Origin of the sequence: Azoarcus sp. DN11, assembly GCF_003628555.1 — a bacterium.
Classification (GTDB): Bacteria; Pseudomonadota; Gammaproteobacteria; order Burkholderiales; family Rhodocyclaceae; genus Aromatoleum.
The window spans coordinates 612,460-638,893 of the sequence record NZ_CP021731.1; the positions used below are offsets into that span (position 1 = coordinate 612,460).

At 67.2% G+C, this 26,434-nt stretch carries 22 protein-coding genes and 1 rRNA gene; 13 read left to right on the forward strand and 10 right to left on the reverse strand.

What is annotated here, in order from left to right; genetic code table 11:
• The first annotated feature begins 172 nt into the window (after nucleotides 1-172).
• The 3 genes from CDA09_RS02735 to CDA09_RS02745 all read left to right on the forward strand — a co-directional run bounded on the left by CDA09_RS02735 (nucleotide 173) and on the right by CDA09_RS02745 (nucleotide 4,941).
• Nucleotides 173-2,449, forward strand: coding sequence for an NADP-dependent malic enzyme (locus CDA09_RS02735; protein ID WP_121427220.1), 2,277 nt, complete (start codon nucleotides 173-175; stop codon nucleotides 2,447-2,449).
• 97 nt (nucleotides 2,450-2,546) lie between these two features.
• Entirely contained in the window at nucleotides 2,547-3,677 is a 1,131-nt protein-coding gene (locus tag CDA09_RS02740) for a patatin-like phospholipase family protein (RefSeq protein ID WP_121427221.1), read from the forward strand.
• Between the two features lie 178 nt (nucleotides 3,678-3,855).
• On the forward strand, nucleotides 3,856-4,941 hold the full coding sequence (locus CDA09_RS02745) for a serine hydrolase (RefSeq protein ID WP_121427222.1): 1,086 nt from the start codon (nucleotides 3,856-3,858) through the stop codon (nucleotides 4,939-4,941).
• 42 nt (nucleotides 4,942-4,983) lie between these two features.
• Here the strand turns inward: CDA09_RS02745 and CDA09_RS02750 are convergent, their stop codons facing one another.
• Nucleotides 4,984-5,715, reverse strand: a complete 732-nt coding sequence (locus tag CDA09_RS02750) for an IclR family transcriptional regulator (protein WP_286164478.1) — start codon at nucleotides 5,713-5,715, stop codon at nucleotides 4,984-4,986.
• 87 nt (nucleotides 5,716-5,802) lie between these two features.
• Nucleotides 5,803-5,994, reverse strand: a complete 192-nt coding sequence (locus CDA09_RS23095) for a hypothetical protein (protein WP_128106527.1) — start codon at nucleotides 5,992-5,994, stop codon at nucleotides 5,803-5,805.
• Between CDA09_RS23095 and CDA09_RS02755 the strand changes: the two genes are divergently transcribed.
• Nucleotides 5,993-7,150, forward strand: a complete 1,158-nt coding sequence (locus CDA09_RS02755) for a pseudouridine synthase (RefSeq protein ID WP_286164360.1) — start codon at nucleotides 5,993-5,995, stop codon at nucleotides 7,148-7,150. The genes CDA09_RS23095 and CDA09_RS02755 overlap by 2 nt on opposite strands.
• Here CDA09_RS02755 and CDA09_RS02760 read toward each other — a convergent pair.
• From CDA09_RS02760 to CDA09_RS02785, 6 genes are all read right to left on the reverse strand, one after another.
• The gene (locus tag CDA09_RS02760; RefSeq protein WP_121427224.1) at nucleotides 7,094-7,393 is read right to left on the reverse strand and encodes a hypothetical protein; all 300 of its coding nucleotides are present in this window, start codon (nucleotides 7,391-7,393) and stop codon (nucleotides 7,094-7,096) included. The two genes, CDA09_RS02755 and CDA09_RS02760, sit on opposite strands and share 57 nt — an antisense overlap.
• 134 nt (nucleotides 7,394-7,527) lie before the next feature.
• Nucleotides 7,528-8,727 carry an ABC transporter permease gene (locus CDA09_RS02765; RefSeq protein WP_121427225.1) on the reverse strand — a complete coding sequence of 400 codons (1,200 nt, stop codon included), beginning with the start codon at nucleotides 8,725-8,727 and terminating at the stop codon, nucleotides 7,528-7,530.
• On the reverse strand, nucleotides 8,724-9,932 hold the full coding sequence (locus tag CDA09_RS02770; RefSeq protein ID WP_121427226.1) for an ABC transporter permease: 1,209 nt from the start codon (nucleotides 9,930-9,932) through the stop codon (nucleotides 8,724-8,726). Before CDA09_RS02770 ends, CDA09_RS02765 begins: the two co-directional genes overlap by 4 nt.
• Nucleotides 9,933-10,012: 80 nt before the next feature.
• The gene (locus tag CDA09_RS02775) at nucleotides 10,013-10,708 is read right to left on the reverse strand and encodes an ABC transporter ATP-binding protein (protein ID WP_121427227.1); all 696 of its coding nucleotides are present in this window, start codon (nucleotides 10,706-10,708) and stop codon (nucleotides 10,013-10,015) included.
• A 7-nt stretch (nucleotides 10,709-10,715) separates the two neighbouring features.
• Nucleotides 10,716-11,879, reverse strand: a complete 1,164-nt coding sequence (locus tag CDA09_RS02780; RefSeq protein WP_121427228.1) for an efflux RND transporter periplasmic adaptor subunit — start codon at nucleotides 11,877-11,879, stop codon at nucleotides 10,716-10,718.
• A gap of 91 nt (nucleotides 11,880-11,970) precedes the next feature.
• A complete protein-coding gene (locus CDA09_RS02785) occupies nucleotides 11,971-13,707 on the reverse strand; it encodes a glutamine--tRNA ligase/YqeY domain fusion protein (RefSeq protein WP_121427229.1) in 1,737 nt (578 codons plus the stop codon).
• Nucleotides 13,708-13,926: 219 nt separating this feature from the next.
• Between CDA09_RS02785 and crcB the strand changes: the two genes are divergently transcribed.
• Nucleotides 13,927-14,325, forward strand: coding sequence for a fluoride efflux transporter CrcB (gene crcB / locus CDA09_RS02790; RefSeq protein ID WP_121427230.1), 399 nt, complete (start codon nucleotides 13,927-13,929; stop codon nucleotides 14,323-14,325).
• Between the two features lie 19 nt (nucleotides 14,326-14,344).
• On the opposite strand, the gene CDA09_RS02795 is transcribed toward crcB, so the two are convergent.
• The gene (locus tag CDA09_RS02795; protein ID WP_121427231.1) at nucleotides 14,345-15,622 is read right to left on the reverse strand and encodes a TIGR03862 family flavoprotein; all 1,278 of its coding nucleotides are present in this window, start codon (nucleotides 15,620-15,622) and stop codon (nucleotides 14,345-14,347) included.
• The gene (locus CDA09_RS02800) at nucleotides 15,619-16,113 is read right to left on the reverse strand and encodes a DNA-deoxyinosine glycosylase (protein ID WP_121427232.1); all 495 of its coding nucleotides are present in this window, start codon (nucleotides 16,111-16,113) and stop codon (nucleotides 15,619-15,621) included. Before CDA09_RS02800 ends, CDA09_RS02795 begins: the two co-directional genes overlap by 4 nt.
• A gap of 132 nt (nucleotides 16,114-16,245) precedes the next feature.
• Between CDA09_RS02800 and CDA09_RS02805 the strand changes: the two genes are divergently transcribed.
• From CDA09_RS02805 to CDA09_RS02840, 8 genes are all read left to right on the forward strand, one after another.
• Nucleotides 16,246-16,842 (forward strand): Yip1 family protein, encoded by a 597-nt coding sequence (locus CDA09_RS02805; RefSeq protein ID WP_121427233.1) that lies wholly within the window; start codon nucleotides 16,246-16,248, stop codon nucleotides 16,840-16,842.
• 282 nt (nucleotides 16,843-17,124) lie between these two features.
• On the forward strand, nucleotides 17,125-21,213 hold the full coding sequence (gene hrpA / locus CDA09_RS02810) for an ATP-dependent RNA helicase HrpA (RefSeq protein ID WP_121427234.1): 4,089 nt from the start codon (nucleotides 17,125-17,127) through the stop codon (nucleotides 21,211-21,213).
• A gap of 360 nt (nucleotides 21,214-21,573) precedes the next feature.
• Nucleotides 21,574-21,957, forward strand: coding sequence for a 30S ribosomal protein S6 (gene rpsF / locus CDA09_RS02815; protein ID WP_121427235.1), 384 nt, complete (start codon nucleotides 21,574-21,576; stop codon nucleotides 21,955-21,957).
• 1 nt (nucleotide 21,958) lies between these two features.
• Nucleotides 21,959-22,312, forward strand: coding sequence for a primosomal replication protein N (gene priB / locus CDA09_RS02820; protein ID WP_121427236.1), 354 nt, complete (start codon nucleotides 21,959-21,961; stop codon nucleotides 22,310-22,312).
• Nucleotides 22,275-22,547 (forward strand): 30S ribosomal protein S18, encoded by a 273-nt coding sequence (gene rpsR, locus CDA09_RS02825; protein ID WP_018991787.1) that lies wholly within the window; start codon nucleotides 22,275-22,277, stop codon nucleotides 22,545-22,547. The genes priB and rpsR overlap by 38 nt, the downstream gene beginning before the upstream one ends.
• A gap of 16 nt (nucleotides 22,548-22,563) precedes the next feature.
• Complete coding sequence (gene rplI / locus CDA09_RS02830) at nucleotides 22,564-23,013, forward strand: 50S ribosomal protein L9 (protein WP_121427237.1); 450 nt, start codon at nucleotides 22,564-22,566, stop codon at nucleotides 23,011-23,013.
• 113 nt (nucleotides 23,014-23,126) lie between these two features.
• Nucleotides 23,127-24,533 carry a replicative DNA helicase gene (dnaB, locus tag CDA09_RS02835; protein ID WP_121427238.1) on the forward strand — a complete coding sequence of 469 codons (1,407 nt, stop codon included), beginning with the start codon at nucleotides 23,127-23,129 and terminating at the stop codon, nucleotides 24,531-24,533.
• 345 nt (nucleotides 24,534-24,878) lie between these two features.
• A 16S ribosomal RNA gene (locus CDA09_RS02840) occupies nucleotides 24,879-26,414 on the forward strand.
• The last annotated feature ends 20 nt before the right edge of the window (nucleotides 26,415-26,434 follow it).

Genomic DNA, 26,434 nt, shown 5'->3' on the forward strand with positions numbered 1-26,434 from the left:
TATGCCACGGCCGCGCGGCCGGCGGAAAATCCGCTTCGGCGTGGCCCGGCCGCCTGGCGCCGCTGCCCACCCGCCAGGCTGTCTCCCCGCCGCGATCCGCGGCATCATTACGGATTCGGGAGAATCCCCGGCGGCAGCCGGGAAACTGATTACAACAATTACGGGACTTCAAATGGACGAAACGATCCGCGCTGCGGCGCTCGATTACCACCGTTATCCGCGGCCGGGCAAGATCTCGGTCACCCCCACGAAAGTGCTGTCCAACCAGCGCGACCTGTCGCTGGCCTATTCCCCGGGGGTTGCCGCGGCCTGCGACGCGATCGTCGAGGAGCCGGCCGAAGCCGCGAACTTCACCGCGCGCAGCAACCTGATCGGCGTCGTCACCAACGGCACCGCAGTGCTGGGCCTGGGCAACATCGGCCCGCTCGCCGCCAAGCCGGTCATGGAAGGCAAGGGCGTGCTGTTCAAGAAGTTCGCCGGCATCGATGTGTTCGACCTCGAGATCGCCGAGAACGACCCCGACAAGCTGATCGACATGATCGCGGCGCTCGAGCCCACCTTCGGCGGCATCAACCTCGAGGACATCAAGGCGCCGGAGTGTTTCTACATCGAGGCGCGCCTGCGCGAGCGGATGAAGATCCCGGTGTTCCACGACGACCAGCACGGCACGGCGATCGTCGTCGGCGCGGCGGTCCTCAACGGCCTGCACCTGCTGGGCAAGGACCTGAAGAAGGTCAAGCTCGTGACCTCCGGCGCGGGGGCCGCGGCGCTCGCCTGCCTGGGCCTGCTCGAGAAGCTCGGTATCCCGGTCGACAACATCTGGGTCACCGACATCGAAGGCGTGGTCTATGAGGGCCGCACCGTGCTGATGGATCCGATCAAGGCGCGCTACGCGAAGCCGACCAGCGCACGCAAGCTCGCCGAGGTGATCGAGGGGGCGGACGTGTTCCTGGGCCTCTCCGCGGGCGGCGTGCTCAAGCCCGAGATGGTCGCGAAGATGGCCGCGAAGCCGCTGATCCTCGCGCTCGCGAACCCGACGCCGGAGATCCTGCCGGAGCTCGTGAAGGGCGTGCGCGACGACGCGATCATCGCCACGGGCCGTTCGGACTACCCGAACCAGGTCAACAACGTGCTGTGCTTCCCGTTCATCTTCCGCGGCGCGCTCGACGTCGGCGCGACCACGATCACCGACGAGATGCAGCTCGCCGCCGTGAAGGCGATCGCCGAACTCGCGCGCGCCGAGCAGAGCGACATCGTCGCCGCCGCCTACGGCGAGAAGGTGTCGGGCTTCGGCCCCGAGTACATCATCCCGCGCCCCTTCGATCCGCGCCTCATCGTCAAGATCGCCCCGGCGGTCGCCGAAGCGGGCATGGCCTCCGGCGTCGCGACGCGCCCGATCACCGACTGGGATGCGTACCGCACGCAGCTCAACAACTTCGTGTGGCATTCGGGCCTGATCATGAAGCCCGTGTTCGCCGCGGCGCGCGGCACGAACCAGCGCATCATCTTCGCCGAGGGCGAGTCCGAGCGCGTGCTGCGCGCGGTGCAGACGGTGGCCGACGAAGGTCTCGCGCGCCCGATCCTGATCGGTCGCCCGGACGTCGTGAACGCCAACATCGAGCGTTTCGGCCTGCGCATGCGTGCCGACCGGGATTTCGAGCTGGTGAACCCCGACTCCGACCCGCGCTTCAAGGAGCTGTGGACCTACTACCACGGCCTGATGGAGCGCCACGGCGTGTCGATCGAGTACGCGAAGAAGGAAGTCCGCCGCCGTACGACGCTGATCGGCGCGCTGCTGCTGAAGTTCGGCTACGGCCACGGCCTCATCTGCGGCACTTACGGCATGCACCGGCTGCACCTCGACTTCATCGAGAAGGTCATCGGGCGGCGCGAGGGAGTGAAGCACTGCTATGCGCTCAACGTCGTGAACCTGCCCGAGCGCACGCTCTTCCTCGCCGACACCTACGTCAACTACGACCCGTCGCCGGAGCAGATCGTCGAGGTGACGCTGCTGGCGGCCGAGGAGATGTCGCGCTTCGGCATGACGCCCAAGGTCGCGCTGCTGTCGCATTCGTCTTTCGGCAGCGCCGACTCGCCGACCGCCGAGAAGATGCGTGCCGCGCTGCGCCTGCTGCACGAGCGTCATCCGGAGCTCGAGGTCGAAGGCGAAATGCACGGCGATGCCGCGCTCGACGCGGACCTGCGCCTGCGCATCTTCCCGAACGCGCGCATGCGCGACGCCGCCAACCTGCTGATCTTCCCGACGCTCGACGCCGCGAACATCGCCTTCAACCTGCTCAAGACGGCGGCGGGCGAAGGCATGACCGTCGGTCCGATCCTGCTCGGTGCGGCGCGCCCGGTGCATATCCTCACGCCGTCGGCGACGGTGCGCCGCATCGTCAACATGACCGCGCTCGCCGCGGTCGAGGCGGCCCAGCGCCAGCGCTGACGCAGCGCCCCGGGCAAACGCGGGTGCCGGCCGTTCACGGCCCGGCACCTGCGTGGCATCATCCCGGGGGAGTTGTCCGCAAGCGACCGGGGGCGCGATGTCCGATGGCAAGGCTGCGCTGGTACTGACGGGAGGCGGCGCGCGTGCGGCCTACCAGGTCGGCGTGCTGTCGGCGATCCGCGAGATCCGCGGCCGCCGTCCGGGCAATCCTTTCCCCATCCTGTGCGGCACCTCCGCGGGCGGCATCAATGCAGCCGCGCTGGCGGTGTATGCCAGCGACTTCAACGTCGGCGTGCGCATGCTCGCGCGCATCTGGCGGCAGTTCCACGTCAATCAGGTCTATCGGGCCGATGCGGCCGCGCTGCTCGCGACCGGTGCGCGCTGGGCCTCGGCGCTGACGCTGGGCTGGGCGGTACGGCAGACGCCGCGCTCGCTGCTCGACAACGCCCCGCTGCGCGGTCTGATCAGCGACGTACTGGACCTCTCCGGCATCTCCCGCGCCATCGGGCAGGGCCACCTGCACGCGGTGAGCGTCGCCGCGTCGGGCTACTCCTCGGGCGAGAGCCTCACCTTCTTCGACGCCGTCCCCGAAGTCGAGCCGTGGCGGCGCATGCAGCGGCTGGGCGTGCGCACCTCGATCGGCATCGACCACCTGCTCGCGACCAGCGCGATTCCCTTCGTCTTCCCGGCGGTGCGGATCAATCGCGAATGGTTCGGCGACGGGTCGATGCGCCAGCTCGCGCCGATCAGCCCCGCGATCCACCTCGGCGCCGACCGCATCCTGGTGATCGGTTCCGGGCGGCTGGTGGAGGAGGGGCGCCAGCGCAGCGAAGGCTATCCCTCGCTCGCGCAGATCGCCGGCCATGCGCTGTCGAGCATCTTCCTCGACAGCCTGTCGGTGGATCTCGAGCGGCTCCATCGCATCAACATCACGGCCGGCGCGATGAGTCCGGAACAACGCGCGGCGGCAGGGATCTACCTGCGGCCGATCGAGACCCTGGTGATCTCGCCGTCGCAGCGCCTCGACGCGATTGCCGGACGGCACCGCGACACCCTGCCGCTGGCGCTGCGTACCGTGCTGCGCGGTATCGGCGCGATGCGGCGCGAGGGCTCGACCCTGCTGTCCTACCTGCTGTTCGAGCCACCTTTCACGCAGGCGCTGATGGAGCTCGGCTACAAGGACACGATAGGCCGGCGCGACGAAGTTGCGGCCTTTTTGCGAGTGTAACGGTCTCCATGCGTGCGCCGGGGTCATCTAAAATATTATTTGTGGGCATGGTGTGACACGTTGTAATAAATTTCTCGCGAAGAACATCAAAAAGACTTGATATCTGCCTAATTTGTATAAGAATAGTACCTGAGCTGACGTACTCCCCCTTTTTGTTTCCTTTGTTTCAGGCCACAAGATGAAATTCCGTAATCTGGCGATCGCGATGATCAGTCTCGCGATGATGCAGGCGGGTTGGAGCCTCCCCGCTGCGGCCGCCACGAGGGCGGCTGCGTCCGGTTCCGAAGGGACCGCGACGAAGACTGTCAAGAAATCCTCCAAGCGCTCGGTCAGCGCGCCCGCGAAGAAATCGGTGAAGAAGCGCGTGAGCCGCAAGGCCGCTGCGCATCATCACCAGGCCCGCCGGGTCAAGGTGTCGCTGCGCCACGATGCTGCCGCCCACGATGCCGCGGTGAACAGCGCGCCGCTGCAGCTCGACGCCGCGGGCCTGCCGCACCTGCGCTCGACGGCCTTCCTCGTCATGAACCAGAACACCGGCCACGTGATCCTCGAGAAGAAGAGTGATTCCGTGCTGCCCATCGCCTCGATCACCAAGCTGATGACTGCGATGGTCGTGCTCGACGGGGGCCAGAGCCTCGCCGAGGAGATCACGATCTCCGAGGGCGACATCGACACGCTGAAGGGCACGGGCTCGCGGCTGTCGCTGGGTACCCGTCTGTCGCGCGAGGAGATGCTGCATCTCGCCCTGATGTCGTCGGAAAACCGTGCCGCTTCCTCGCTCGCGCGCCACTATCCGGGCGGCGAGGCGGCCTTCGTCGCGGCGATGAACGTCAAGGCGCGCATGATAGGCCTGACCGACACGCACTTCAGCGATCCGACCGGCCTCACGCCCGCAAACGTCTCGAGCCCGCACGATCTCGCGCGCATGGTGTCGGCCGCGTCGACCTATCCGCTGATCCGCGAGTTCTCGACCACGTCCGAGCGTTACGTGCAGATCGGCTCGCGCGTGCACCGCTTCGGCAACACCAATTCGCTGGTGCGCAGCCCGGATTGGGAGATCGGTGTGCAGAAGACCGGCTACATCCGCGAGGCGGGGCGCTGCCTCGTCATGCAGGCGTGGCTGATGAGCCAGCCGGTGATCTTCGTGCTGATGGATTCGGAGGGGCGCTATTCGCGCACGGCCGACGCCGTGCGGATCAAGAAATGGCTTGAAGCCGCCGGCCCGCAGCGCTTGGCAGTGGCAACCGGCAAGGAAAACATCTGAGCGCTTGTCAGGATGCGGACCCCGGCTGCGCCGGGGCCGCGTTCAGCGTGCGTTGCGCTTGACGTAGCCGAGGGCGCGGGAAATCTCGTCGGCGGCCTCGCGTACGAGCGGGGCGCGGTCGGGATTGAAGCGTTCGGAGGGCGTCGATACCGACAGGCCCGCGATGAGTTCGCCGCTGTCGTCACGCACGCCCGCGGCGATGCAGCGCACGCCGATCTCCACTTCTTCCAGGTCGAAAGCCACGCCGTGGCGGCGGACCTTGTCGAGTTCCTTCTCCAGCGTCGCGATTTCGGTGAGTGAGGCCGGCGTCGATCCGGGCAGACCGGTGCGGCGGGCGTAGTCGCGCACCCGTTCCATCCCGTCCTCGACGAGGAAGAGCTTGCCGGTGGCCGTCGTATGCAAGGGCGCGCGGGCGCCGACGATATGCACGACGCGCACGGCCGAGCGGCCACTGGAGGTGCGCTCGACGTAGACGATCTCGTCACCGGTGCGGATGCCGAGGTTGACGCTCTCACCGGTGGCCGCATGCAGCCTGAGCATCGCCGGCATCGCGGTTTCGCGCAGCGAGATGCGCGACTTCACCAGGCTGCCGAGTTCCAGCAGGCGGATTCCCAGGCGGTAGGTGCCGCCTTCGCCGCGCTCGACGAAGCCGCTTTGCGCCATTGCGCTGAGGATCCGGTGTGCCGTGGAGGGGTGCAGGCCGGTCTCGAGCGCGATCTGCTTGAGCGCGGCCGGATCGGGGTGCCGTGCCAGCACGTCGAGGAGCTTCATCATGCGCTCGACGACCTGGATCGGATTCTTGGTTTCGGTGGGGGTGTTGGTGCTCACGCGGCCGCCATGGGAATTGCAATTGCGCGCATTCTAGCCGTGCGGGGTGATTTCGCCTAGTGAAACGCCGCCGCGCGTGCCGCAATACCCGCGATCCGGCTGCTGGAAGCCGGCGCGGGCAGCCGATATACTGAAATACGTTGCGCCCGGCGATGCCGGGCATTGTTTTTTGAAGGGTTCGTCCGTGCCGTGCGCGGGCGCGCCCGTGACCCGGATTGCGACCATGAAGCGCTCGAAGGAAGCCGGCACGCCCGGAGAGGTCCCCCCGCAGGAAGACGCCGCCGCGCCGCGCCGCACGCTGGGGGTCAAGCGGGCGGGTGATGCTCTAGCCGCCGACGCGCCCCGCCGGCCCGGCGTGCGTGCGCGCTTCCAGCCCGGCTATGCGAAGGCGATCGCGGCGACACGGCCGTCCGCGCCGCAGGGTGAGGAGGGGCCGCGCGCCAGGAAGGAAGGCGGGCGCGAGGAGGCCGGGCGCGGCAAGGACGCGCGTCGGCAGCGCAAGGACGTCGGCCCTGCCGCAGCGGCGCCCGCTGGCGGGCGTCCCGCGCGCAAGGCGGGGCCGAGGCCGGAAGGTCAATCCGTCGCCCGCCGCGAGGGGAGCCGCCCCGCGGCTCGACCGGAAGTCCGGGACGGCGCCGCTGCGACGGCCGCCGCCGAAGGCGTGCGCCTGTCGAAGGTGATGGCCGAGCGCGGTCTGTGCTCGCGCCGCGAGGCAGATGAATTCATCGAACGAGGCTGGGTGTTCGTGGAGGGACAGTGTGTGTCGGAACTCGGCACGCGCATCGACCCGAACGCCGAGATCACGCTCGCGTCGCAGGCGCGCCGGCGCCAGTCCGAACGCGTGACGATCCTGCTGCACAAGCCGGTCGGTTACGTCTCCGGCCAGCCGGAGCCGGGCTATGAGCCGGCCGTGTCGCTGATCGGCGCGGCGAACCAGTTCGACCGCGACACCGCGCAGCCTTTCGACTTCTCGCACCTCAAGGGCCTCGCCCCGGCAGGGCGTCTCGACATCGATTCGACCGGCCTGCTGGTGCTGACGCAGGACGGCCGTATCGCGCGCCAGCTGATCGGCGACGACTCGGAGGTGGACAAGGAGTACCTCGTGCGCGTCGAAGGCGAACTCGACGAGCGCGGGCTCGCGCTGCTCAACCACGGCCTCGAACTCGACGGCCGCAAGCTGCGGCGCGCCAAGGTCGAGTGGATCAACGCGGACCAGCTGCGCTTCGTGCTGCGCGAAGGCCGCAAGCGTCAGATCCGGCGCATGTGCGAGCTGGTCGGCCTGAAGGTGGTCGGCCTCAAGCGCATCCGCATCGGGCGCGTCCGGCTAGGCGACCTTCCGCTCGGGCAATGGCGCTTTCTCCGCGAAGACGAGCGGTTTTGACGCCTGCGCACGCGGCTTCAGCGGCGTCGGCTTGGCGGCGCTGCGACGGCGTCGCGGTGCACGCCTGGCCGGCAGCCTGGCGGGATCGCTGACGCCCGACTGCTCGGTAAACCAGCCCTTCAGCGGGCAGTCGCAGTCATCTGCGCAGCCGTGTTCGCACGCGCACTCTGCCTGCGTTTCATCCAGCAGCACCATTTCCCGAACCGCTTCGCAGCGGCCGATCGGCGAGTCGAGGAAAGTCATGGCGTACTCCTTCGATGCGGTTATGCACAAGGGTCCAATTCTCGTCCCTTCAATCTAGTCGGCATTTTTCGGTGCTGCTCGCGCGAATCGCGCAATCTTGATCTGGCGCAAGAATTCCCGTTCTGAACGAATGGTTATTCGGCCCGCAGCGCTTCGACCGCGTCGAGGCGTGCCGCGCGGATCGCGGGCAGCACGCCGGCCAGGAGGCCAATCACCACCGCGGTCGATTCGGCGGCGGCCACGAAATGCCAGGGCGTGTGCACCGGCAGCGCGGGAACCAGCAGGCCGACGAACTGCGCGATGGCGCTCCCGACCAGCAGCCCGAATACCCCGCCGATCGCCGCGAGCGCGACCGCTTCCGCAAGAAAGAGCCGCAGGATCGTCGCCCGCCGTGCGCCGAGCGCCACCAGCAGGCCGATCTCGTTGGTGCGCTCGGTGACGGCGATGGTCATGATCGTGACGATGCCCACCGCGCCGACCAGCAGCGAGATGCCGCCGAGCGCGCCGACGGCCGCGGTGAGGATGCCGAGGATGTTCGACAGGCGAGCGAGCATGTCTTCCTGGGTCGTCAATGTGACGTCGTCCTGGCCGTGGCGCGCGACCAGCACCTTGCGGATGCCGGGGGTGACGCGCGACGCGGGCACGGCTTCCTCGTAGGTGACGTTGATCTCGATCAGCCCTTCGCGGTTGTAGAGCGACAGCGCGCGCGAGGTCGGGATGTAGGCGGTGTCGTCGAGGTCGACGCCGAGGAACTGGCCTTTCTCCTCCATCACGCCGATGACGCGATAGCGTTCGCCGCCGATGCGCAGGCGTTCGCCCAGCGCGTTGGCGTTGCCGAAGAGTTCGTGCTTGAGCTTGGCGCCGAGCACGACGAAGGCGCGCGCACCGTTGGGGTCGTCGGGCGGCAGGAAGCGCCCGACGCGCACGTGCATCGAGAAGATGCGCTGCATCTCGGGGCCGACGCCATACACGCTGGTGCGGCGCACGCGGCCCGCGCCTTCGACATCCGAGTTGCCCCACACGATGGGCGTCACGGCGGTGACGTGGGGCACACGTTCGAGCGCGAGGGCGTCGTCGAGGGTGAGCTGGCGGGCGGTGCTCGGCAGCCCCGGCGGTCCGCCGCGCGCGCCCTGCCGGCCGGGGGTGACTTCGATGATGTTGGTGCCGAACTGCGTGAACTCGTTGAGCACGAAGCGGTGCAGGCCCTCGCCGATAGAGGTCAGCAGGATCACCGCGGCGATGCCGACGCCGATGCCTAGCAGCGTGAGGAAGCTGCGCAGCCGGTGGGCGAGGAGCGAGCGCAGCGCGAGCTGGAGGAAGTCGTGCAGGCTCATCGCCGGGACAGGGCCTGCACGGGGTCGAGGCGGGAGGCGCGCCGTGCGGGCATCACGCCGAACAGGATGCCGGTCGTGAGCGCCGTGCCGATGCCGGCGAACACGGCCCAGTCGGGCGGCCAGGCGGGCAGCACGGGGAAGGCGAGGCGCAGCCCCCAGGCGCCGAGGTGACCGAGCGCAAACCCGGTGATCGCACCCGCGAGCGACAGCAGCGCGGCCTCGGTGAGGAAGGCGAGGCGGATGTTGCGGCCGGTCGCGCCGAGCGCCTTGAGCAGGCCGATCTCTGCGGTGCGCTGCGTCACCGCGACCAGCATCACGTTCATCACGAGGATGCCGGCGACCGCGAGGCTGATCGCCGCGATCCCCGCGACCGCCAGCGTCAGCGCACCGAGGATGCGATCGAAGGTGCCGAGCACGGCGTCCTGCGTGATGAGCGTGACGTCGAGCTCGCCGTCGCGGCGCAGGCGCATGATCTGCTCGAGCTGCTGCTTCGCCGGCCCGATCGCCTCGCGGCTGCGCGCCTCGACGATGATGCGGAAGAGGTTGTTGGTGTTGAACATCGCCTGTGCCGTGGCGACCGGCAGGAACACCAGTTCGTCGGTGTTCATGCCCAGCCCCTGGCCGGTCTTGGCGAGCACGCCGATCACGCGCAGGCGCCGGTCGCCGACGCGCACGATGCGCCCGATGGCCGGTTCGCTGCCGAAGATCTCGTCGCGGATCTTCGTGCCGAGCACGGCCACCGCCGTGGCGCGGCCCAGATCCTCGCGCGGCAGGAAGCTGCCTTCGGCCATGCGGAAGGCGCGGATGTCGACGTAGTCGCCGCTGGTGCCGACGACCATCGCCTCGCGCAGGCGTCCGCCCCAGGCGATCTCGGAGTTGCCCACCGACAGCGGCGCCATGCGCGTGACCAGCGGCGCGCGCAGCAGCGCCTGGGCATCGCGCACGGTGAGGTCGCGCGGGGTGCTGGTGACGAGGTTGCCCAGCCCGAAACCGCCGGTCGCGGTGCGCCCCGGGAGCACGATCACGAGGTTGCTGCCGAGCGCCGAGAATTCGTTGACGACGTAGCGCCGCGCGCCGTCGCCGAGCGCCGTGAGCACGACCACCGCCGCCACGCCGATCGACATCGCCAGCACCATCAGCGCGGTGCGCAGCGGGTAGCCCGAGGCGGCGCGGGTCGCGAAGCGAAGCGTGTCGGCGGGGGTCATCAGGCCTCCCGCCGGGCCGCCCCAAGGGGGGCCTGCGCCCCCCCCGGGGGGCAGCGAGTAACGCGAGCGTGGGGGTGGTTTCATGGCACGGGGGCGGGCTCGCGGACGTCGTGCAGCAGGCGGCCGTCTTCCATCATCAGGCGCCGGCGCGCGCGGCCGCCCATGACGGGGTCGTGAGTGACGACGATCAGGGTCACGCCGGCGGCGTTGAGTTCTTCGAGCAGATGCGTGACGTCCTGCCCGGTCGAGCGGTCGAGGTTGCCGGTCGGTTCGTCGGCGAGGATCACCGCCGGACGCATGATCGTCGCCCGCGCGATCGCGACGCGCTGGCGCTGGCCGCCGGAAAGTTCGTCGGGCCGGTGGTGCGCGCGCGTTTCCAGACCGAAATCCTTCAGCGCCTGCGCGACGTGTGCATGGCGTTCGGCAGGCGGGATGCCGGCGAGCATCAGCGGCAGCGCGACGTTCTCGGCGGCCGTGAGGCGCGGCACGAGATGGAAGCTCTGGAACACGAAGCCGATGCGGGTGCGCCGCACCTCGGCCTGTTCGTCGGGCGAGAGCGTCGTCACGTCGCGTCCTTCGAGGCGGTAGGTGCCGGCATTGGGGCGGTCGAGCAGGCCGAGGAGGTTCAGCAGCGTCGACTTGCCCGAGCCCGACGGGCCCATCACAGCGACATATTCCCCGCTGTCGATCGACACGCTCAGTTCGTGCAGCGCATGGACTTCGCTGTCGCCCAGCATGAAGACGCGCTCGATGCCGGTGAGTTCGATCTGCGCCATGATCGCCTCAGCGCGCGGGGCCGGCCCCGTCTTCCGGCCGCACCCGCGCGCCGGCCTTCACGCCCTCGCGTTCGAGCGAGGCGACGATGCGATCGCCTTCCGCGAGGCCGTCGAGCACTTCGGTGAACTCCCAGTTCGCGACGCCGGTCTTGATCACGCGCTCTTCCAGCCGCCCGTCGTCTGCGCGATACACCAGCACGTGATTGCCTTCGCGCAGCGTCGAGGTCGGCACGCGCAGCGTATTCTCCCGCACGGCCAGCACGATCTCGGCGTCGGCGCTGTAGCCGACGAGCAGGCCCCTGGCCTCTTCGGGACGGGCGAAATCGATGTCGACTTCCACCGTGCGCGCCTGCTTCTCGACGGCCGTGATGTAGGGCGCGACGCGCTTCACCCGCGCCTCGAAGATCTTGCCGGGCAGCGCATCGAGGGTGACACGCGTGGGCTGGCCGGGATGGATCTTCGGCGCGTCGATCTCGTCCATCGGCGCCTTCACGTACAGGCAGCTGTCGTCGATGAGGTCGACCGCGGGCGGCGTCGGCACGCCCGGCGGCGAGGGCGTCGAGAATTCGCCCAGTTCGCCGGTGATCTTGGCGACGGTGCCGGCAAAGGGCGCGACCAGCACCGTGCGCTGGCGGTCGGTCGAGGTGGCGGCGATCTGCGCCTCGGCCGTGCGCGTGTCGGCGCGCGCAGTGTCACAGGCGGCGCGGCGCGCGCGCGCTTCCGTGCGGGCCTGCTCGACGCGCGAGGTCGACACGAACTTGCGCTCGAACAGCTCTTCCTGCCGCACTGCTTCGCGCTCGGCGTTCTCGGCCTGCGAACAGGCTTCCTGCACGCGCTTGCGCGCGGTCTCCAGCTGTGCGCGATTCACCGCGAGACGCGCCTCCTGGTCCTCGTTCCACAAGCGCAGCAGCACCTGCCCGGCCTGCACGCGGTCGCCTTCCTTGACGCCGAGGTAGTCGATGCGCCCGCCGATGATCGTCGACAGTTTGGTGCGCTGACAGGCTTCGATCTCGCCCGCGCGCGTGTTCGACAGCGTCGCCTCGACGGTGCCGCGCGCGACCTCGACGAGCCGTACCGGGATGGGCTTCGGCCGCGTGAACCACCAGATCGTCCCGCCGGCCAGGGCGAGGACGACAAGGACGATCAGGCTGCGTCGGACGAAAGGTTTCATGAGGCTCCTGCGCGGTTTCCAAACGGCATGTCGGGATCGATGATCCGCCGTTCGCACGGCGCGTGCAACCGCGCAGGAGGGCGGTCGTGCGTCAGCCCTTGGCCTTCGCCCACGAGTCCTTCAGCGTCACGGTGCGGTTGAACACTGGCGCTCCGGCCCGCGAATCGACGCGGTCGGCGACGAAGTAGCCGTGGCGCTCGAACTGGAAGCGCTCCTCGGGCGCCGCGTTGCGCAGCGCCGGTTCGAGCACCGCGCGGAGCGTGCGCTTGGAATCGTAGTTGAGGTCGTCGAGGAAGCTGCGCTCGAAGCCTTCCGGGTCCCCTTCACGGCGGTTGCCGGGGTAGGCATGGGCGAAGAGGCGGTCGTAGAGACGCACTTCGGCCGCGTAACCGTGCTCGACCGACACCCAGTGCAGGTTGCCCTTGACCTTGACGCTGTCCGCGCCCGGCGTGCCCGACTTGGTGTCCGGCAGGTACTCGCACAGCACCGCCGTCACGTTGCCGTCGGCGTCCTTATCGCAGCCCGTGCATTTCACGACGTAGCCGTAGCGCAGCCGCGCCATGTTGCCGGGATAGAGGCGGTGGAAACCCTTGACCGGGGTCTCCATGAAGTCCTCGCGCTCGATCCACAGCTCGCGCGAGAAAGGCATCTCGCGCTTGCCGAGCTCGGGCTTGAGCGGGTGGTTCGGCGCCTCGCACAGCTCGCTCTGCCCTTCCGGGTAGTTCGTGATCACGAGCTTCAACGGGTCGAGCACGGCGACGCGGCGCTCGGCGGCCTCGTTGAGGTCCTCGCGCATGCATTCCTCGAGCACGCTGAAGTCGATCCAGGTGTCCGACTTGGTCACGCCGATGCGTTCCGCGAACAGGCGGAAACCCCCCGCCGTGAAGCCGCGGCGGCGCGCACCCATCAGCGTCGGCAGGCGCGGGTCGTCCCAGCCGGCGACGTGGCCTTCCTCGACGAGCTGGATCAGCTTGCGCTTCGACAGCACGACGTAGGTCAGGTTGAGGCGCGCGAACTCGATCTGCTGCGGCAGCGGGCGGGGGAAAAAGCCGCCGGTGGCGAGCGCGTCGAGCAGCCAGTCGTAGAAGGGGCGCTGGTCCTCGAACTCCAGCGTGCAGATGGAGTGCGTGATGCCTTCGATCGCGTCCTCGATCGGGTGCGCGAAGGTGTACATCGGGTAGATGCACCACGCGTCGCCCGCGCGGTGATGGTGGGCCTTGCGGATGCGGTAGATCGCCGGGTCGCGCAGGTTGATGTTGGGCGAGGCCATGTCGATCTTCGCGCGCAGCACGTGCTGGCCGTCGGCGAATTCCCCGGCGCGCATGCGGCGGAAGAGGTCGAGGTTCTCCTCGACGCTGCGGCTGCGGTAGGGGCTCTCGCGCCCGGCTTCCGTCAGGGTGCCGCGGTAGGCGCGCATCTCCTCGGCGGACAGCGACTCGACGTAGGCCTTGCCCGCGACGATCAGGTATTCCGCGCACGCGTACATCCGGTCGAAGTAGTCGGACGCGAAGTACTGGTGCTTGCCCCAGTCGAAGCCGAGCCAGCTCACCGCCTCAATGATCGAGTCGACGTACTCCTGCTCCTCCTTCTCGGGGTTGGTGTCGTCGAAGCGCAGGTGGCAGACGCCACCGTAGCTCTGCGCGAGGCCGAAATTCAGGCAGATCGACTTGGCGTGGCCGTAGTGCAGGTAGCCGTTCGGCTCGGGCGGGAAGCGGGTCTCGACCCGGCCGCCCCATTTGCTGCTCCGGATGTCCTCGTCGATGATGTTGCGGATGAAGTTGCTCGCGGGCGCGGCAGCGGCGGCACCGGATTTCGGAGTGTCGGACACGGGGGAAAGCCTCGATTCAAAGGGCAAGATTGCATGAACGCGCAATTTTAGCGCGTCGGCGCGGCGATTGAGCCTTCCGGGCGCCGCCGCGGGCGCGCCGCTCGGCTACAATTCCGGCCGACTGCCAACTTGCGGACGCTCCATGCATTCCCGTTCAAACCCTTGCGGCCCCGGCCGGCCTGACATCCCGCGTGCCTCCGTGCCCGTACAGGGGGCGCAATGAGCTCGCCTCTCGCCCCGCTGCCGGCCTTTGCGGCGATCGGTTTCGGTGCCGCGGTCGGCGCGTGGCTGCGCTGGGGCCTCGGCCTGCTGCTCAACCCGCTCTTCCTGGCGATCCCGCTCGGCACGCTGGCGGCGAACCTGCTGGGCGGCCTGATGATGGGCGGGGCGCTGGCATGGATCCATGCCGTGCCGGAAATGCCGCCGGCCCTGCGCCTGCTGCTCACGACCGGCTTCCTCGGCGGCCTCACGACGTTTTCGACCTTCTCCGCCGAAAGCCTGCACCTCGCGCAGCGCGGCGAATGGGCATGGTTCGCGCTGCATACCGTGGTGCACGTTGCAGGCTCGCTGCTGATGGCCTGGGCGGGCTATGTGGCGTTCAGCGCCTGGCGTGGTTGAGCGGATTCCTCCGCGGACTTCATTTCGCGCAATCGAGCCAGTCGGCCGCACCCAGTCCCGCCGCACGCCCGGTCGCGCAGCAGGCCGTGAGCAGGTAGCCGCCGGTCGGCGCTTCCCAGTCGAGCATTTCGCCGCAGCAGAAGAGGCCGGGCAGGGCGCGCACCATCAGGCGCTCGTCGAGATCCTCGAAGCGCACCCCGCCGGCCGTGCTGATCGCCTCGTCGAGCGGACGCGGCGCGGCGAGGCGAACGGGCAGGCCCTTGATGGCGGCGGCGAGCCGCGCCGGGTCGGCGAATGTCTCCTTCGTCGTGCATTCGCGCAGCAGGCCCGCCTTCACGCCCTCGATGCCGGCCTTGCTCTGCAGGTGGCTCGCCATCGAACGCGCGCCGCGCGGACGCGACAGATCCTCGCTGAGCCGTTCGAGGCTGCGGCCGGGGGCGAGGTCGAGGTGCAGCGTGGCCGAACCCGTCGCCATGATCGTGTCGCGCAGCGGGGCCGACAGCGCGTAGATCAGGCCACCCTCGATGCCGCTCGCGGAGATCATGCACTCGCCTGCGCGCATGGACGTTTTGCAGTGGGCGTCGGTGAAGTGCGCCGCGACCGATTTCACCGGCTGGCCGACGAAGCGGCCGCGGAAGTGCTCGCTCCATCCCGGCGTGCCGTTGCCCGCGAGCTGGCCGACGTCGAAGCCGCAGTTGGCCGGCTGCAAGGGCGCGACCGCGACGCCGCGACCAGTGAGCCACGGCAACCACGCCCCGTCCGAGCCCAGCTTCGCCCAACTCGCACCGCCCAGCGCGAGGATCACGGCATCGGCTGCGACGAGCTGCTCGCCGTCGGGCGTCGCGAAGCGCAGCCCCTCGGTCGGCGGCCGGCTGTCGTCCTGCCAGCCGAGCCAGCGGTGCCGTACATGCAGACGCACGCCCGCGGCGCGCAGGCGATGCAGCCACGCGCGCAGCAGCGGGGCGGCTTTCATTTCCGTGGGGAAGACGCGGCCGGAGCTGCCGACGAAGGTCTCGACGCCGAGTGCGTGCGCCCAGGCGCGCAGTTCCGCGGCACCGAAGTGCGCGAGCATCGGCGCGAGGGCGCTCTCCCGCTCGCGGTAGCGCGAGAGGAAGGCTGCGCAGGGCTCGGAATGCGTCAGGTTGAGCCCGCCGATGCCGGCCAGCAGGAACTTGCGCCCCGGCGAGGGCATGGCGTCATACACGTCGACGCCCACCCCGCGCTCCGCGAGCATTTCGGCAGCCATCAGGCCGGCGGGCCCGCCGCCGATCACCGCGACCTTCGCGCTGCGCGTCATCGCACGATCTCCCGCCATGTCGCGAGTTTGTCGGCGAGCGAGTACGACGCGTTGGCCGGGCTGGTCGAAGGCAGCCGCTGCCACGCGATGTGCGCAGCGAGCCGTGGTGCGACGTGCCGCTTGAAGAGCGTCGCCGCCGTCGTGCCGTTGAGGAACACGCGTGCGATGTCCGGATGGGTGCCGAAGAAGGCGTCGAAATCGTTCACTTCCATCGACTCCGGCTCGATGTCCGCGTCCAGGCTGCCCTTGCGCCGGCATGCGCCGAGGACGTCCCACAGCGCGTAGCCCCGCTCCGCGAGCAGCCGCGCACGCTCCGCGTAGGGCAGCGCCGGGTCGATGTCGAGCACTTCGCACACGATGCGCCAGAAGCCGTTGCGCGGATGGGCGTAGTACTGGCCGGCCGCGAGCGAAGCCGCTCCCGGCATGCTGCCGAGGATCAGGGTGTGCGCGTGCGGCAGGGCGATCGGCGGGAAACCTTCGAGTCGGGACATCGGAACGGGCGGCGACAGGTGACGGCACGCACGGTAGCGGTCCGCGCCGACGCGGGCAAGCCCGATGGCAGGGATCGTTTCCGCGTGTAACCGGTCGAACGGGTGTCTCAATGAGGGGACAAGGAGGCCGTCATGGACACGCACAACTTACCCAAGATGCTGTACTCGTATTCGGAAGGCTGGCAGGACCTGATCCAGGTGCATCCGACCGTCGCGAAGATCTTCACGATGTACGTGATGCCGATGTCGCTGATCCCGCCGGCAATGCTCCTGTACTCGATGCTCGTCACACCGGGCGCGGTGTTCCCGGAGCTGGTGCCGGAGGTCCGCCTCGGTGAGGCGCTTGCCGCGGCAGTCGCGTTCTACGTTGCAGAACTCGCGATGGTTGCGCTGATGGCGTCGATCATCCAGCAGATGGGTGACGTCGTGGACGCCAAGCCGCCGTACTCCGAGTCCTTCATCCTCGCGGCGGTCGCGCCCACGCCCTTGTGGCTCTCCGCGCTCGCGCTGTTCATCCCGTCCGCGTGGGCGGCCGGGATCATCGGTGCGATTGCGTGGGTGGCCTCGGCGGCGCTGATCTATCACGGCGTCTACCCGCTCTTCAAGCTCGAGGACCGGAGCAAGTCGCGCCTGATGGGCTCCTTCGTGCTGACCGCGGGCGTCATCGCCTGGGGCGCGCTGCTGGTCGTGCTGGCGCTCGCAATGAGCATGATCATCGGTCTGCGCTGAGCGCGGCGGGTCGGGACCCTTCCCCGTGGCGGGGAAGGGTCTCTCCTTCCGGCCGCCCGTGCCGAAAGTCGTTACTCGGTCCCGGATCGGGGGAGCGGCGTCGGTGCACGCGACCGGGAGACCGGTGAATAGGGACAGGAGCGCGGGCTCTCTCATGCGCCCAGTCGTCGTTCTGGCATAATCGCCGCATTCTCCGCGCGGTGAGTGACCTTCGCGGGGGCCTCGCCGTTCAACCGCCCGCCCGCGTCGCCGGATGCTGGCGCCTTCCGACGACCACAAAGATTGACTGCAACCGACTCTCGCCACGCCGACGCGCGCCGGCGCGGTGACGATTTTTCCGATTGCCTCACCGCCGACCGTCCGCGCCTGCGGCGTCTCGTGCGTGACCTCGGCCGCAACCAGGGCGCAAGGCGCGAGCGTCTGCAAGCGGATCTCGATGCCCTGCACGCCCGCTCGCGTGCCGCGCTCGCCGAACGCCGGGCGCGCCTGCCGCAGCCCGACTTCCCCGCCGAACTCCCCGTCACGCAAAGGCGCGACGAAATCGCCGAAGCGATCGCCGCCCATCAGGTCGTCATCGTCTGCGGCGAAACCGGCTCCGGCAAGACCACCCAGCTCCCCAAGATCTGCCTCGCGCTGGGCCGTGGAGCCGCCGGCCTCATCGGCCACACCCAGCCGCGGCGGCTTGCCGCCCGCGCGACCGCGACCCGCATCGCCCAGGAGCTGAAATCCGAACTTGGCCGGGCCGTCGGCTACAAGATTCGCTTCACCGACCGTCTCAGCGAATCGAGCTGCATCAAGCTGATGACCGACGGCATCCTGCTCGCCGAGACGCAGGGCGATCCCTCGCTCGCCGCCTACGACACACTGATCATCGACGAGGCCCACGAGCGCAGCCTCAACATCGACTTCCTGCTCGGCTACCTCCGGACGTTGCTGCCGCGCCGCCCCGACCTCAAAGTCATCGTCACCTCCGCGACGCTCGACGCCGACCGCTTCGCGCGCCACTTCGCCGGCGCCGACGGCAAGCCCGCGCCGGTGATCGAAGTCTCCGGTCGCCTCTACCCGATCGAGTTGCGCTACCGCCCGGTCGAAAGCGACGACGCGCCCACGCAGGAGTCCCGCCGTCCCGGCGCCGACCGCCGCAAGGACCGCGACCTCTACGATGCCCTCGTGGACGCTGTCGACGAAGCCCACCGCAGCGGCCCCGGCGACACCCTGGTGTTCCTCCCCGGCGAGCGCGAAATACGCGAAGCCGCCGAAGCGCTGCGCAAGGCCCACCACGCCTCCGGCACCGAGATCCTGCCGCTCTACGCTCGCCAGTCCGCGCAGGAGCAGGCGAGGGTGTTCGCCCCCGGCCGCGGCCGCCGCGTCGTCCTCGCGACCAACGTCGCCGAAACCTCGCTCACCGTCCCCGGCATCCGCTACGTCGTCGACACCGGCCTTGCGCGTGTAAAACGCTACTCGCACCGCAACAAGGTCGAGCAACTGCAGGTCGAGAAGATCGCCCAGTCCGCCGCGAAGCAGCGCGCTGGCCGCTGCGGCCGCGTCATGGATGGCGTCTGCTTCCGCCTCTACGACGAGGACGACCTCGGCAAGCGTCCCGCGCACACCGACCCCGAGATCCTGCGCTCCTCGCTCGCCGGCGTGATCCTGCGCATGAAGTCGCTGCGCCTCGGTGCCGTCGAAGACTTCCCCTTCATCGATGCGCCGCTGCCGCGCATGATCGCCGACGGCTACCAACTCCTCACCGAGCTCGGTGCCGTCACGGACGACGATGCGCGCGAACTCACGCCCTCCGGCGTTGAACTCGCGAAGCTCCCGGTCGACCCCAAGATCGGCCGCATGATCCTCGCCGCCCGCGACCGCGCCTGCCTCACCGAAGTACTGGTCATCGCCGCCGCCCTGTCGACCCAGGATCCACGCGAACGCAACCCCGAAAGCCCCGGCGCCGCCGACCAGGCGCACGCCAGGTTCCGCGGCGGCGAGAGCGACCAGCGCTCCGAATTCCTCTGGTACTGGAACCTCTGGAAAGCCTGGGGCGAAGTCCTTCGCCACGAGACCGGCAGCAAGCAGAAGGCGTGGGCGAAGCAACACCACCTTTCCTATATGCGCCTGCGCGAATGGCGCGACGTGCACACCCAGCTCCACACCCTGTGCACCGAACACGGCTGGAAGGAAAACCAGCAGCCCGCCCACTACGACGCGATCCACAAGGCGCTGCTCGCCGGACTCCTCGGCCACGTCGGCTGCAAGATCGAAGATGCCAGCGGCCCGCAGGCCGGCAGCTACCTCGGCGCCCGCGGCATCAAGTTCTGGCCGCATCCCGGCTCCGCGATTGCCAAGAAAGCCGGCAAATGGATCGTCAGCGCCGAACTCGTTGACACCTCGCGCCTCTTCGGCCGCTGTCTCGCGAAGATCGAGCCCGAATGGCTCGAAGAAGTCGGCGCCCACCTCGTCAAGCGCCAGGTCTTCGAGCCCCACTGGTCCAAAGCCTCCGGCGCCGTGCGCGCCTGGGAGCGCGGCACGCTGCACGGCCTCGTCCTCTACCCGAAGCGCGGCATCGGCTATCGCGATACCGACCCCGAGCTGTGCCGCGAACTCCTCATTCGCGAAGGCCTCGTCCAGGGTGAGATCGCCGAAGGCCCCGCGCGCGGCATGCCCTTCCTGCAACACAACCGCCGCCTCGTCGCCGAGATCGAACGCCTCGAACACAAATCGCGCCGCCCCGACGTGCTCGTCGACGAAGAACTGATCCACGCCTTCTACGACGCCAAGCTCCCCGCCGACATCGTCGATCTCGCGAGCTTCGACGCGTGGCGCAAACAAGCCGAAAAGGCCGAGCCCAAGCTGCTGTATCTGAGCCGCGACCAGCTCATGCGCCACGAGGCCGAAGGCATCACCACCGACCGCTTCCCCGCGAACTTCGAAGTCCTCGGCCAGAAGCTCAAACTCACCTACCTGCACCAACCCGGCGAAGCCGACGACGGCGTCACGCTCACCGTCCCGCTCGCGATGCTCAACCAGATCCCCGCGAACCGCTGCGAATGGCTCGTGCCCGGCCTGCTGGAAGAAAAGGTGGCGGCGCTGCTGCGCACCGTCCCCCAAAAGCACCGCCACCGCCTGCAACCCGTCGCCGAAAGCGCCACCGCCTTCATGGAACACCATGAGGCCGGCGAATGGGATGCCGACGAACCGCTCCTGCGCGCCCTGCAACGCTTCGTCGAGGATCGCGTCTCGCTCAAGCTCCCGATGGAGTCCTTCCGCGCGGAAAACCTCCATCCGCACTGCTACATGAACTTCCGCGTGATCGACGAGCACGGCCGCGTGCTCGGCCAGTCGCGCAACCTCGCCGAGCTGCGCACGCGACTCCGCGATCAGGTCGCCGAGCGATTCAGGGGCGCACGGATCACGATGCCGGAAACGGCCGCGCCGAAGACCGCAACGCCAACGCCGCCACCCGTGGCTACGAAAGGGCAGGGCGCTCCAGCGAAAACCGCTGTCGAACCTGCCTCCGCCCAACTTGCCGGCTTCACCGCCTGGACCTTCGGCCCTCTGCCCGAACTCCTCGAAGTCAAAGTCGCCGGCCGCGAAGTCATCGGTTTCCCCGCACTGCACGACGACGGCGACAGCGTCTCGCTGCGCCCCCACGACACCCCCGAAGAAGCCGCCAAGGTCCACCGCAAAGGCCTCACGCGCCTCTTCGTCCTGACCCTGAAGGACCAGGTCCGCGCCATCGAACGTCTGCCCGGCCTGCGTGACCTCGCGCTCGCCTTCATCCCCTTCGGCACCGAAGCCGAACTCAAGGCCCAACTCGTCGCCGCAACCCTCGAACGCACCTGCCTGCTCGACCCGCTGCCGACCGACGCCCCAAGCTTCGAGCAACGCTGCACCGAAGCCAAATCCCGCATCACCCTCATCGCGCAGGAATTCATGCGCCTCGCGACCACGCTGATCGCCGAGCACGCCGCGCTGCAGAAACGCCTCACTGGCATGAAGGGCTTCCCCGAAGCGGCCGCCGACCTCCAGAGCCAGGTCCGCGAACTCATGCCCAAGGACTTCCTCGTCGCCTACCCCTGGGAACGCCTCGCCCACTTCCCGCGCTACCTCAAGGCCGCCGGCGTACGCCTCGACAAGCTGCGCAACAATCCCGCACGCGACGCCCAGCTGCAGGCCGACTGGCGCAGCCTCGCCCAGCCCTTCGAGCGCGAACATCTCGCCAAGTGCAAGGCCGGCGTCAGCGACCCGAGTCTCGACGAGTTCCGCTGGCTCCTCGAAGAACTGCGCGTCGGCCTCTTCGCCCAGGAACTCAGGACTCCCATGCCGATGTCGGTCAAGCGCCTGCAAAAAATCTGGGACGCCCGCCCCCGCTAAACGCCAGTCGACATTCACCCACGCGAGGGTGTCCGGGCGGGGCTGGCCAGGGGCTGTCGAGAGCGCCGGATCGGAGTACGTCGCGGAGGAAAGAACGGCGCGGCATGTCTGAGCCGGCGCAGCCGGCGAGTTTGCCGCGACGCCTCCGCGACGTACTCCGATCCGGGAAGCCGCAGGCCGCGAACGCCTGCCCCTGGCCAGCCCCGCCCGGACGCCCGGATCAGCAGCACGGCGCCCGACAACCGCACGCCCTAAACATCGCACTTTGATCCGTCAAGCTTTTCCTGCTATCCTTCCCGGCTTTCCCTTGCTCCACCGGACCGCATGCCGGGGAGCTGCCATCAACCGCAAGGAGTCTCCATGCGACATTACGAAGTTGTATTCATCGTCCACCCGGACCAGTCGGAACAGGTCCCGGCGATGATCGAGCGCTACAAGTCGCTCGTCACCGCCCGCAATGGCCAGATCCATCGCCTCGAAGACTGGGGCCGCCGCCAGATGGCCTATCCGATCCAGAAGGTGCACAAGGCCCACTACGTCCTCATGAACATCGAGTGCGACGGCGAAGCGCTGAGCGAACTCGAGCACGCCTTCAAGTTCAACGACGCCGTCCTGCGTCACCTCGTCGTCAAGATGAAGGGCGCCGTGACCACCCCGTCGCCGATGATGAAGGAAGAAAAGTCCCGCTCGCTGACCGCCGCGCCCGCCGCGGAAGAAGCGAAGACCGAGACCGAATCCGCTTGAGGTGGCCGACTCGGGGAGCAACCAGCTGCACCTCGACGCCCGGATCGCTGAACTCCAGCCCCTGCGTCGAACCCCGGCAGGAGTGCCGATCGCCGCATGCGGCCTCGCGCACGAATCGAAACAGATCGAAGCGGGCCTCGTCCGCGACGTTTCGGTGGAACTGCAGGCGGTGGCAGTCGGTGATCTGGCCGGCGTTCTGGCCAGCGCATCCCCCGGCATGAGGATAAGGGTCGCCGGATTTCTCGCTGCGAAGAGTCTTCGCAGCCGGAGCCCGGTACTGCACCTGAGCAAGATCGAATTTCTGGAAGGAAACGAAAATGGCGTTCAACAAGAAGTTTGCAAAGAAAAAGGATGACCGCGGCAACCGCGGCCTGTTCAAGCGTCGCAAGTTCTGCCGCTTCACCGCGGAGAAGATCGAGGAAGTCGACTACAAGGACGTCGACATCCTGAAGGACTTTGTCACCGAAAACAGCAAGATCATGCCGGCCCGCATCACCGGCACCAAGGCCCACTACCAGCGTCAGCTGTCGACGGCGATCAAGCGTGCCCGCTTCCTCGCCCTGCTGCCCTACACCGATCTGCACAAGTAATCAGGAGAGATCGGACATGCAAATCATTCTGCTCGAAAAAGTCGCCAACCTCGGCACCCTCGGCGACGTGGTCAAGGTCAAGGATGGCTACGCCCGCAACTTCCTGATCCCGCAAGGCAAGGCCAAGCGCGCGACCCAGTCCAACATGGCCGAGTTCGAAGCCAAGCGCGCCGAACTCGAAAAGGCCCAGGCCGAGAAGCTCACCGCGGCCCAGGAAATCGCCACCAAGCTCGAAGGCCTGATGCTCCAGATCGCCCGCAAGGCTGGCATGGACGGCCGCCTGTTCGGCTCGGTCACCAACATCGACATCGCCGAAGCGCTGGAAGGCCAGGGCTTCAAGGTCGAGCGCAGCGCGATCCGCATGCCGGAAGGCCCGATCAAGGCCATCGGCGACGTGCAGATCGACGTCGCCCTGCACCACGACGTCGTCGTCCCGGTCACCGTTTCCGTGCTCGGCGAACAGTAATTCGCCCGCGATAACGCGACCCAAAGGGGCTGCCTCGGCAGCCCCTTTCCTTTTTCAGCGCCCCTGCCGCTTCGGTAGAATTCCGCACTCGCCTTCCACGAAGACTGCCCCCGATGGCCACTCAAAAGCGCCGCTTCGAAAACTCCGGTGATCCTGCGATCTCGGCAATCAAGCTCCCGCCGCACTCGCTCGAAGCCGAGCAATCCCTGATTGGCGGCATTCTGCTCGACAACCAGGCCTGGGAGCGCGTCGCCGATCTCGCCAGCGAAACCGATTTCTATCGCGACGACCATCGACGCATCTTCCGGCATATCAGCAAGCTGCTTGACCTCGGCAAGCCTGCCGACGTCGTCACCGTCTTCGAATCCCTCGAGAAAAACGGCGAATCCGAGCAGGCCGGCGGGCTCGCCTATCTTGCGGAGATCGCCAACGGCACGCCATCGGCCGCCAACATCCGCCGCTACGCCGAAATCGTCCGCGAGCGCGCGATCTTGCGCAAACTCGTGAGCGTCGGCGACGAGATCGCCGCGTCCGCGCTCAGCGCGACCGGCCGCGACGCCAAGACCCTGCTCGACGAAGCGGAAGCCAAGGTCTTCGAGATCGCCGAATCGAGTGCCCGCAGCACCACCGGCTTTGTCTCGATCCAGCCCATTCTCAAGCAGGTCGTCGACCGCGTGCAGGAGCTCTACGACCGCGACAACCCCTCGGAGGTCACGGGCGTGCCGACCGGTCTGGTTGACCTCGACGACAAGACGTCCGGCCTCCAGCCCTCGGACATGATCATCGTCGCCGGCCGTCCTGCGATGGGCAAGACCACCTTTGCGCTCAACATCGCCGAGCACGTTGCCATCGACTGCAAACTGCCCGTCGCGATCTTCTCGATGGAAATGCCCGGCACCCAGCTCGCGACCCGCTTCATCTCCTCGGTTGGCCGCATCGACCAGGGAAAGATCCGCACCGGCCGGCTCGGTGACGAGGACTGGCAGCGCCTCACGATGGCGATGGGCAAACTCTACGACGCCCCGCTCTTCATCGACGAGACGCCCGGCCTCAACCCCATCGACCTGCGTGCCCGAGCGCGGCGCCTTTCGCGCCAATGCGGCAAGCTCGGCCTCATCGTCATCGACTACCTGCAACTCATGGTCGGCACCAAGGAGAGCGACAACCGCGCCGCCGAGCTGTCCGAGATCTCGCGCTCGATCAAGTCGCTCGCCAAGGAACTGCACGTCCCCATCGTCGCCCTGTCCCAGCTCAACCGGAGCCTCGAGCAGCGCCCCAACAAGCGCCCGGTGATGTCGGACCTGCGCGAATCGGGCGCCATTGAGCAGGACGCGGACATCATCATGTTCATCTACCGGGACGAGGTCTATAACCCGGACTCGCCCGACAAGGGCACGGCCGAACTCATCATCGGCAAGCATCGTAACGGCCCGACTGGAACTGTGCGCATGACCTTTATCGGCGAATGCACGCGTTTCGAGAATTACGCGGGCGGGTCGGGTTTTTATCAGAGCGAATGAATTGCGGTTTTATTTCCGGGGGCGCTTGACGGTTTTTCTGAGGTGTATATAATTCGCGCCTCTTCAGCGCTGCGGCGGATTTCGGCGGCGGCGGTGGGGCAGGAAAGAGGTGGTCAGGGCGGCGGCGGGTTTAAAAAAGTTTGCTGCGATGCTTGACGAAGTTGAGGTAGTTTGTCAGAATCTCTTTCTCGCTGCTTCTGCAGCGGTTCTTTAAAAAATTGGACAACCGATAAGTGTGGGTGCTTGGTTGGCGCGGCTGAGAACTGCTTCGGCGGTTTTAATGTTGCAAAGATTGAGTGCTCAGATGTAAGTCAGTAATGATTTCTTTGAGTGCTTTGTTGGATTGAACTTAAGAGTTTGATCCTGGCTCAGATTGAACGCTGGCGGCATGCTTTACACATGCAAGTCGAACGGCAGCGGGGGCTTCGGCCTGCCGGCGAGTGGCGAACGGGTGAGTAATGCATCGGAACGTGCCCAGTCATGGGGGATAACTACGCGAAAGCGTAGCTAATACCGCATACGCCCTGAGGGGGAAAGCGGGGGATCGCAAGACCTCGCGTGATTGGAGCGGCCGATGTCGGATTAGCTAGTTGGTGGGGTAAAGGCCTACCAAGGCGACGATCCGTAGCGGGTCTGAGAGGATGATCCGCCACACTGGGACTGAGACACGGCCCAGACTCCTACGGGAGGCAGCAGTGGGGAATTTTGGACAATGGGGGCAACCCTGATCCAGCCATGCCGCGTGAGTGAAGAAGGCCTTCGGGTTGTAAAGCTCTTTCAGACGGAAAGAAAACGCTTCCCCTAATACGGGAGGTGGATGACGGTACTGTCAGAAGAAGCACCGGCTAACTACGTGCCAGCAGCCGCGGTAATACGTAGGGTGCGAGCGTTAATCGGAATTACTGGGCGTAAAGCGTGCGCAGGCGGTTGTGTAAGACAGGTGTGAAATCCCCGGGCTTAACCTGGGAACTGCGCTTGTGACTGCACGGCTAGAGTACGGCAGAGGGGGGTGGAATTCCACGTGTAGCAGTGAAATGCGTAGATATGTGGAGGAACACCGATGGCGAAGGCAGCCCCCTGGGCCGATACTGACGCTCATGCACGAAAGCGTGGGGAGCAAACAGGATTAGATACCCTGGTAGTCCACGCCCTAAACGATGTCGACTAGTCGTTCGGAGAGGTAACTCACTGAGTGACGCAGCTAACGCGTGAAGTCGACCGCCTGGGGAGTACGGCCGCAAGGTTAAAACTCAAAGGAATTGACGGGGACCCGCACAAGCGGTGGATGATGTGGATTAATTCGATGCAACGCGAAAAACCTTACCTACCCTTGACATGCCTGGAATCCTGCAGAGATGCGGGAGTGCCTTCGGGAGCCAGGACACAGGTGCTGCATGGCTGTCGTCAGCTCGTGTCGTGAGATGTTGGGTTAAGTCCCGCAACGAGCGCAACCCTTGTCGCTAATTGCCATCATTAAGTTGGGCACTTTAGCGAGACTGCCGGTGACAAACCGGAGGAAGGTGGGGATGACGTCAAGTCCTCATGGCCCTTATGGGTAGGGCTTCACACGTCATACAATGGTCGGTACAGAGGGCTGCCAAAGCGCGAGCTGGAGCCAATCCCTTAAAGCCGATCGTAGTCCGGATCGTAGTCTGCAACTCGACTACGTGAAGTCGGAATCGCTAGTAATCGCAGATCAGCATGCTGCGGTGAATACGTTCCCGGGTCTTGTACACACCGCCCGTCACACCATGGGAGTGGGTTTCACCAGAAGTAGGTAGCTTAACCTTCGGGAGGGCGCTTACCACGGTGAGATTCATGACTGGGGTGAAGTCGTAACAAGGTAGCCGTATCGGAAGGTGCGGCTGGATCACCTCCTTTCAAGAGACAGGCCGTGTTGG

Bases quoted from the DNA above. Each gene is read 5' to 3' on its own strand.
- CDA09_RS02735 (WP_121427220.1), top strand. From the start codon at position 173: ATGGACGAAACGATCCGCGCTGCGGCGCTCGATTACCACCGTTATCCG.
- CDA09_RS02740 (WP_121427221.1), top strand. From the start codon at position 2,547: ATGTCCGATGGCAAGGCTGCGCTGGTACTGACGGGAGGCGGCGCGCGT.
- CDA09_RS02745 (WP_121427222.1), top strand. From the start codon at position 3,856: ATGAAATTCCGTAATCTGGCGATCGCGATGATCAGTCTCGCGATGATG.
- CDA09_RS02750 (WP_286164478.1), bottom strand. From the start codon at position 5,715: ATGATGAAGCTCCTCGACGTGCTGGCACGGCACCCCGATCCGGCCGCG.
- CDA09_RS02755 (WP_286164360.1), top strand. From the start codon at position 5,993: ATGAAGCGCTCGAAGGAAGCCGGCACGCCCGGAGAGGTCCCCCCGCAG.
- CDA09_RS23095 (WP_128106527.1), bottom strand. From the start codon at position 5,994: ATGGTCGCAATCCGGGTCACGGGCGCGCCCGCGCACGGCACGGACGAA.
- CDA09_RS02760 (WP_121427224.1), bottom strand. From the start codon at position 7,393: ATGACTTTCCTCGACTCGCCGATCGGCCGCTGCGAAGCGGTTCGGGAA.
- CDA09_RS02765 (WP_121427225.1), bottom strand. From the start codon at position 8,727: ATGAGCCTGCACGACTTCCTCCAGCTCGCGCTGCGCTCGCTCCTCGCC.
- CDA09_RS02770 (WP_121427226.1), bottom strand. From the start codon at position 9,932: ATGACCCCCGCCGACACGCTTCGCTTCGCGACCCGCGCCGCCTCGGGC.
- CDA09_RS02775 (WP_121427227.1), bottom strand. From the start codon at position 10,708: ATGGCGCAGATCGAACTCACCGGCATCGAGCGCGTCTTCATGCTGGGC.
- CDA09_RS02780 (WP_121427228.1), bottom strand. From the start codon at position 11,879: ATGAAACCTTTCGTCCGACGCAGCCTGATCGTCCTTGTCGTCCTCGCC.
- crcB (WP_121427230.1), top strand. From the start codon at position 13,927: ATGAGCTCGCCTCTCGCCCCGCTGCCGGCCTTTGCGGCGATCGGTTTC.
- CDA09_RS02795 (WP_121427231.1), bottom strand. From the start codon at position 15,622: ATGACGCGCAGCGCGAAGGTCGCGGTGATCGGCGGCGGGCCCGCCGGC.
- CDA09_RS02800 (WP_121427232.1), bottom strand. From the start codon at position 16,113: ATGTCCCGACTCGAAGGTTTCCCGCCGATCGCCCTGCCGCACGCGCAC.
- CDA09_RS02805 (WP_121427233.1), top strand. From the start codon at position 16,246: ATGGACACGCACAACTTACCCAAGATGCTGTACTCGTATTCGGAAGGC.
- rpsF (WP_121427235.1), top strand. From the start codon at position 21,574: ATGCGACATTACGAAGTTGTATTCATCGTCCACCCGGACCAGTCGGAA.
- rpsR (WP_018991787.1), top strand. From the start codon at position 22,275: ATGGCGTTCAACAAGAAGTTTGCAAAGAAAAAGGATGACCGCGGCAAC.
- rplI (WP_121427237.1), top strand. From the start codon at position 22,564: ATGCAAATCATTCTGCTCGAAAAAGTCGCCAACCTCGGCACCCTCGGC.
- dnaB (WP_121427238.1), top strand. From the start codon at position 23,127: ATGGCCACTCAAAAGCGCCGCTTCGAAAACTCCGGTGATCCTGCGATC.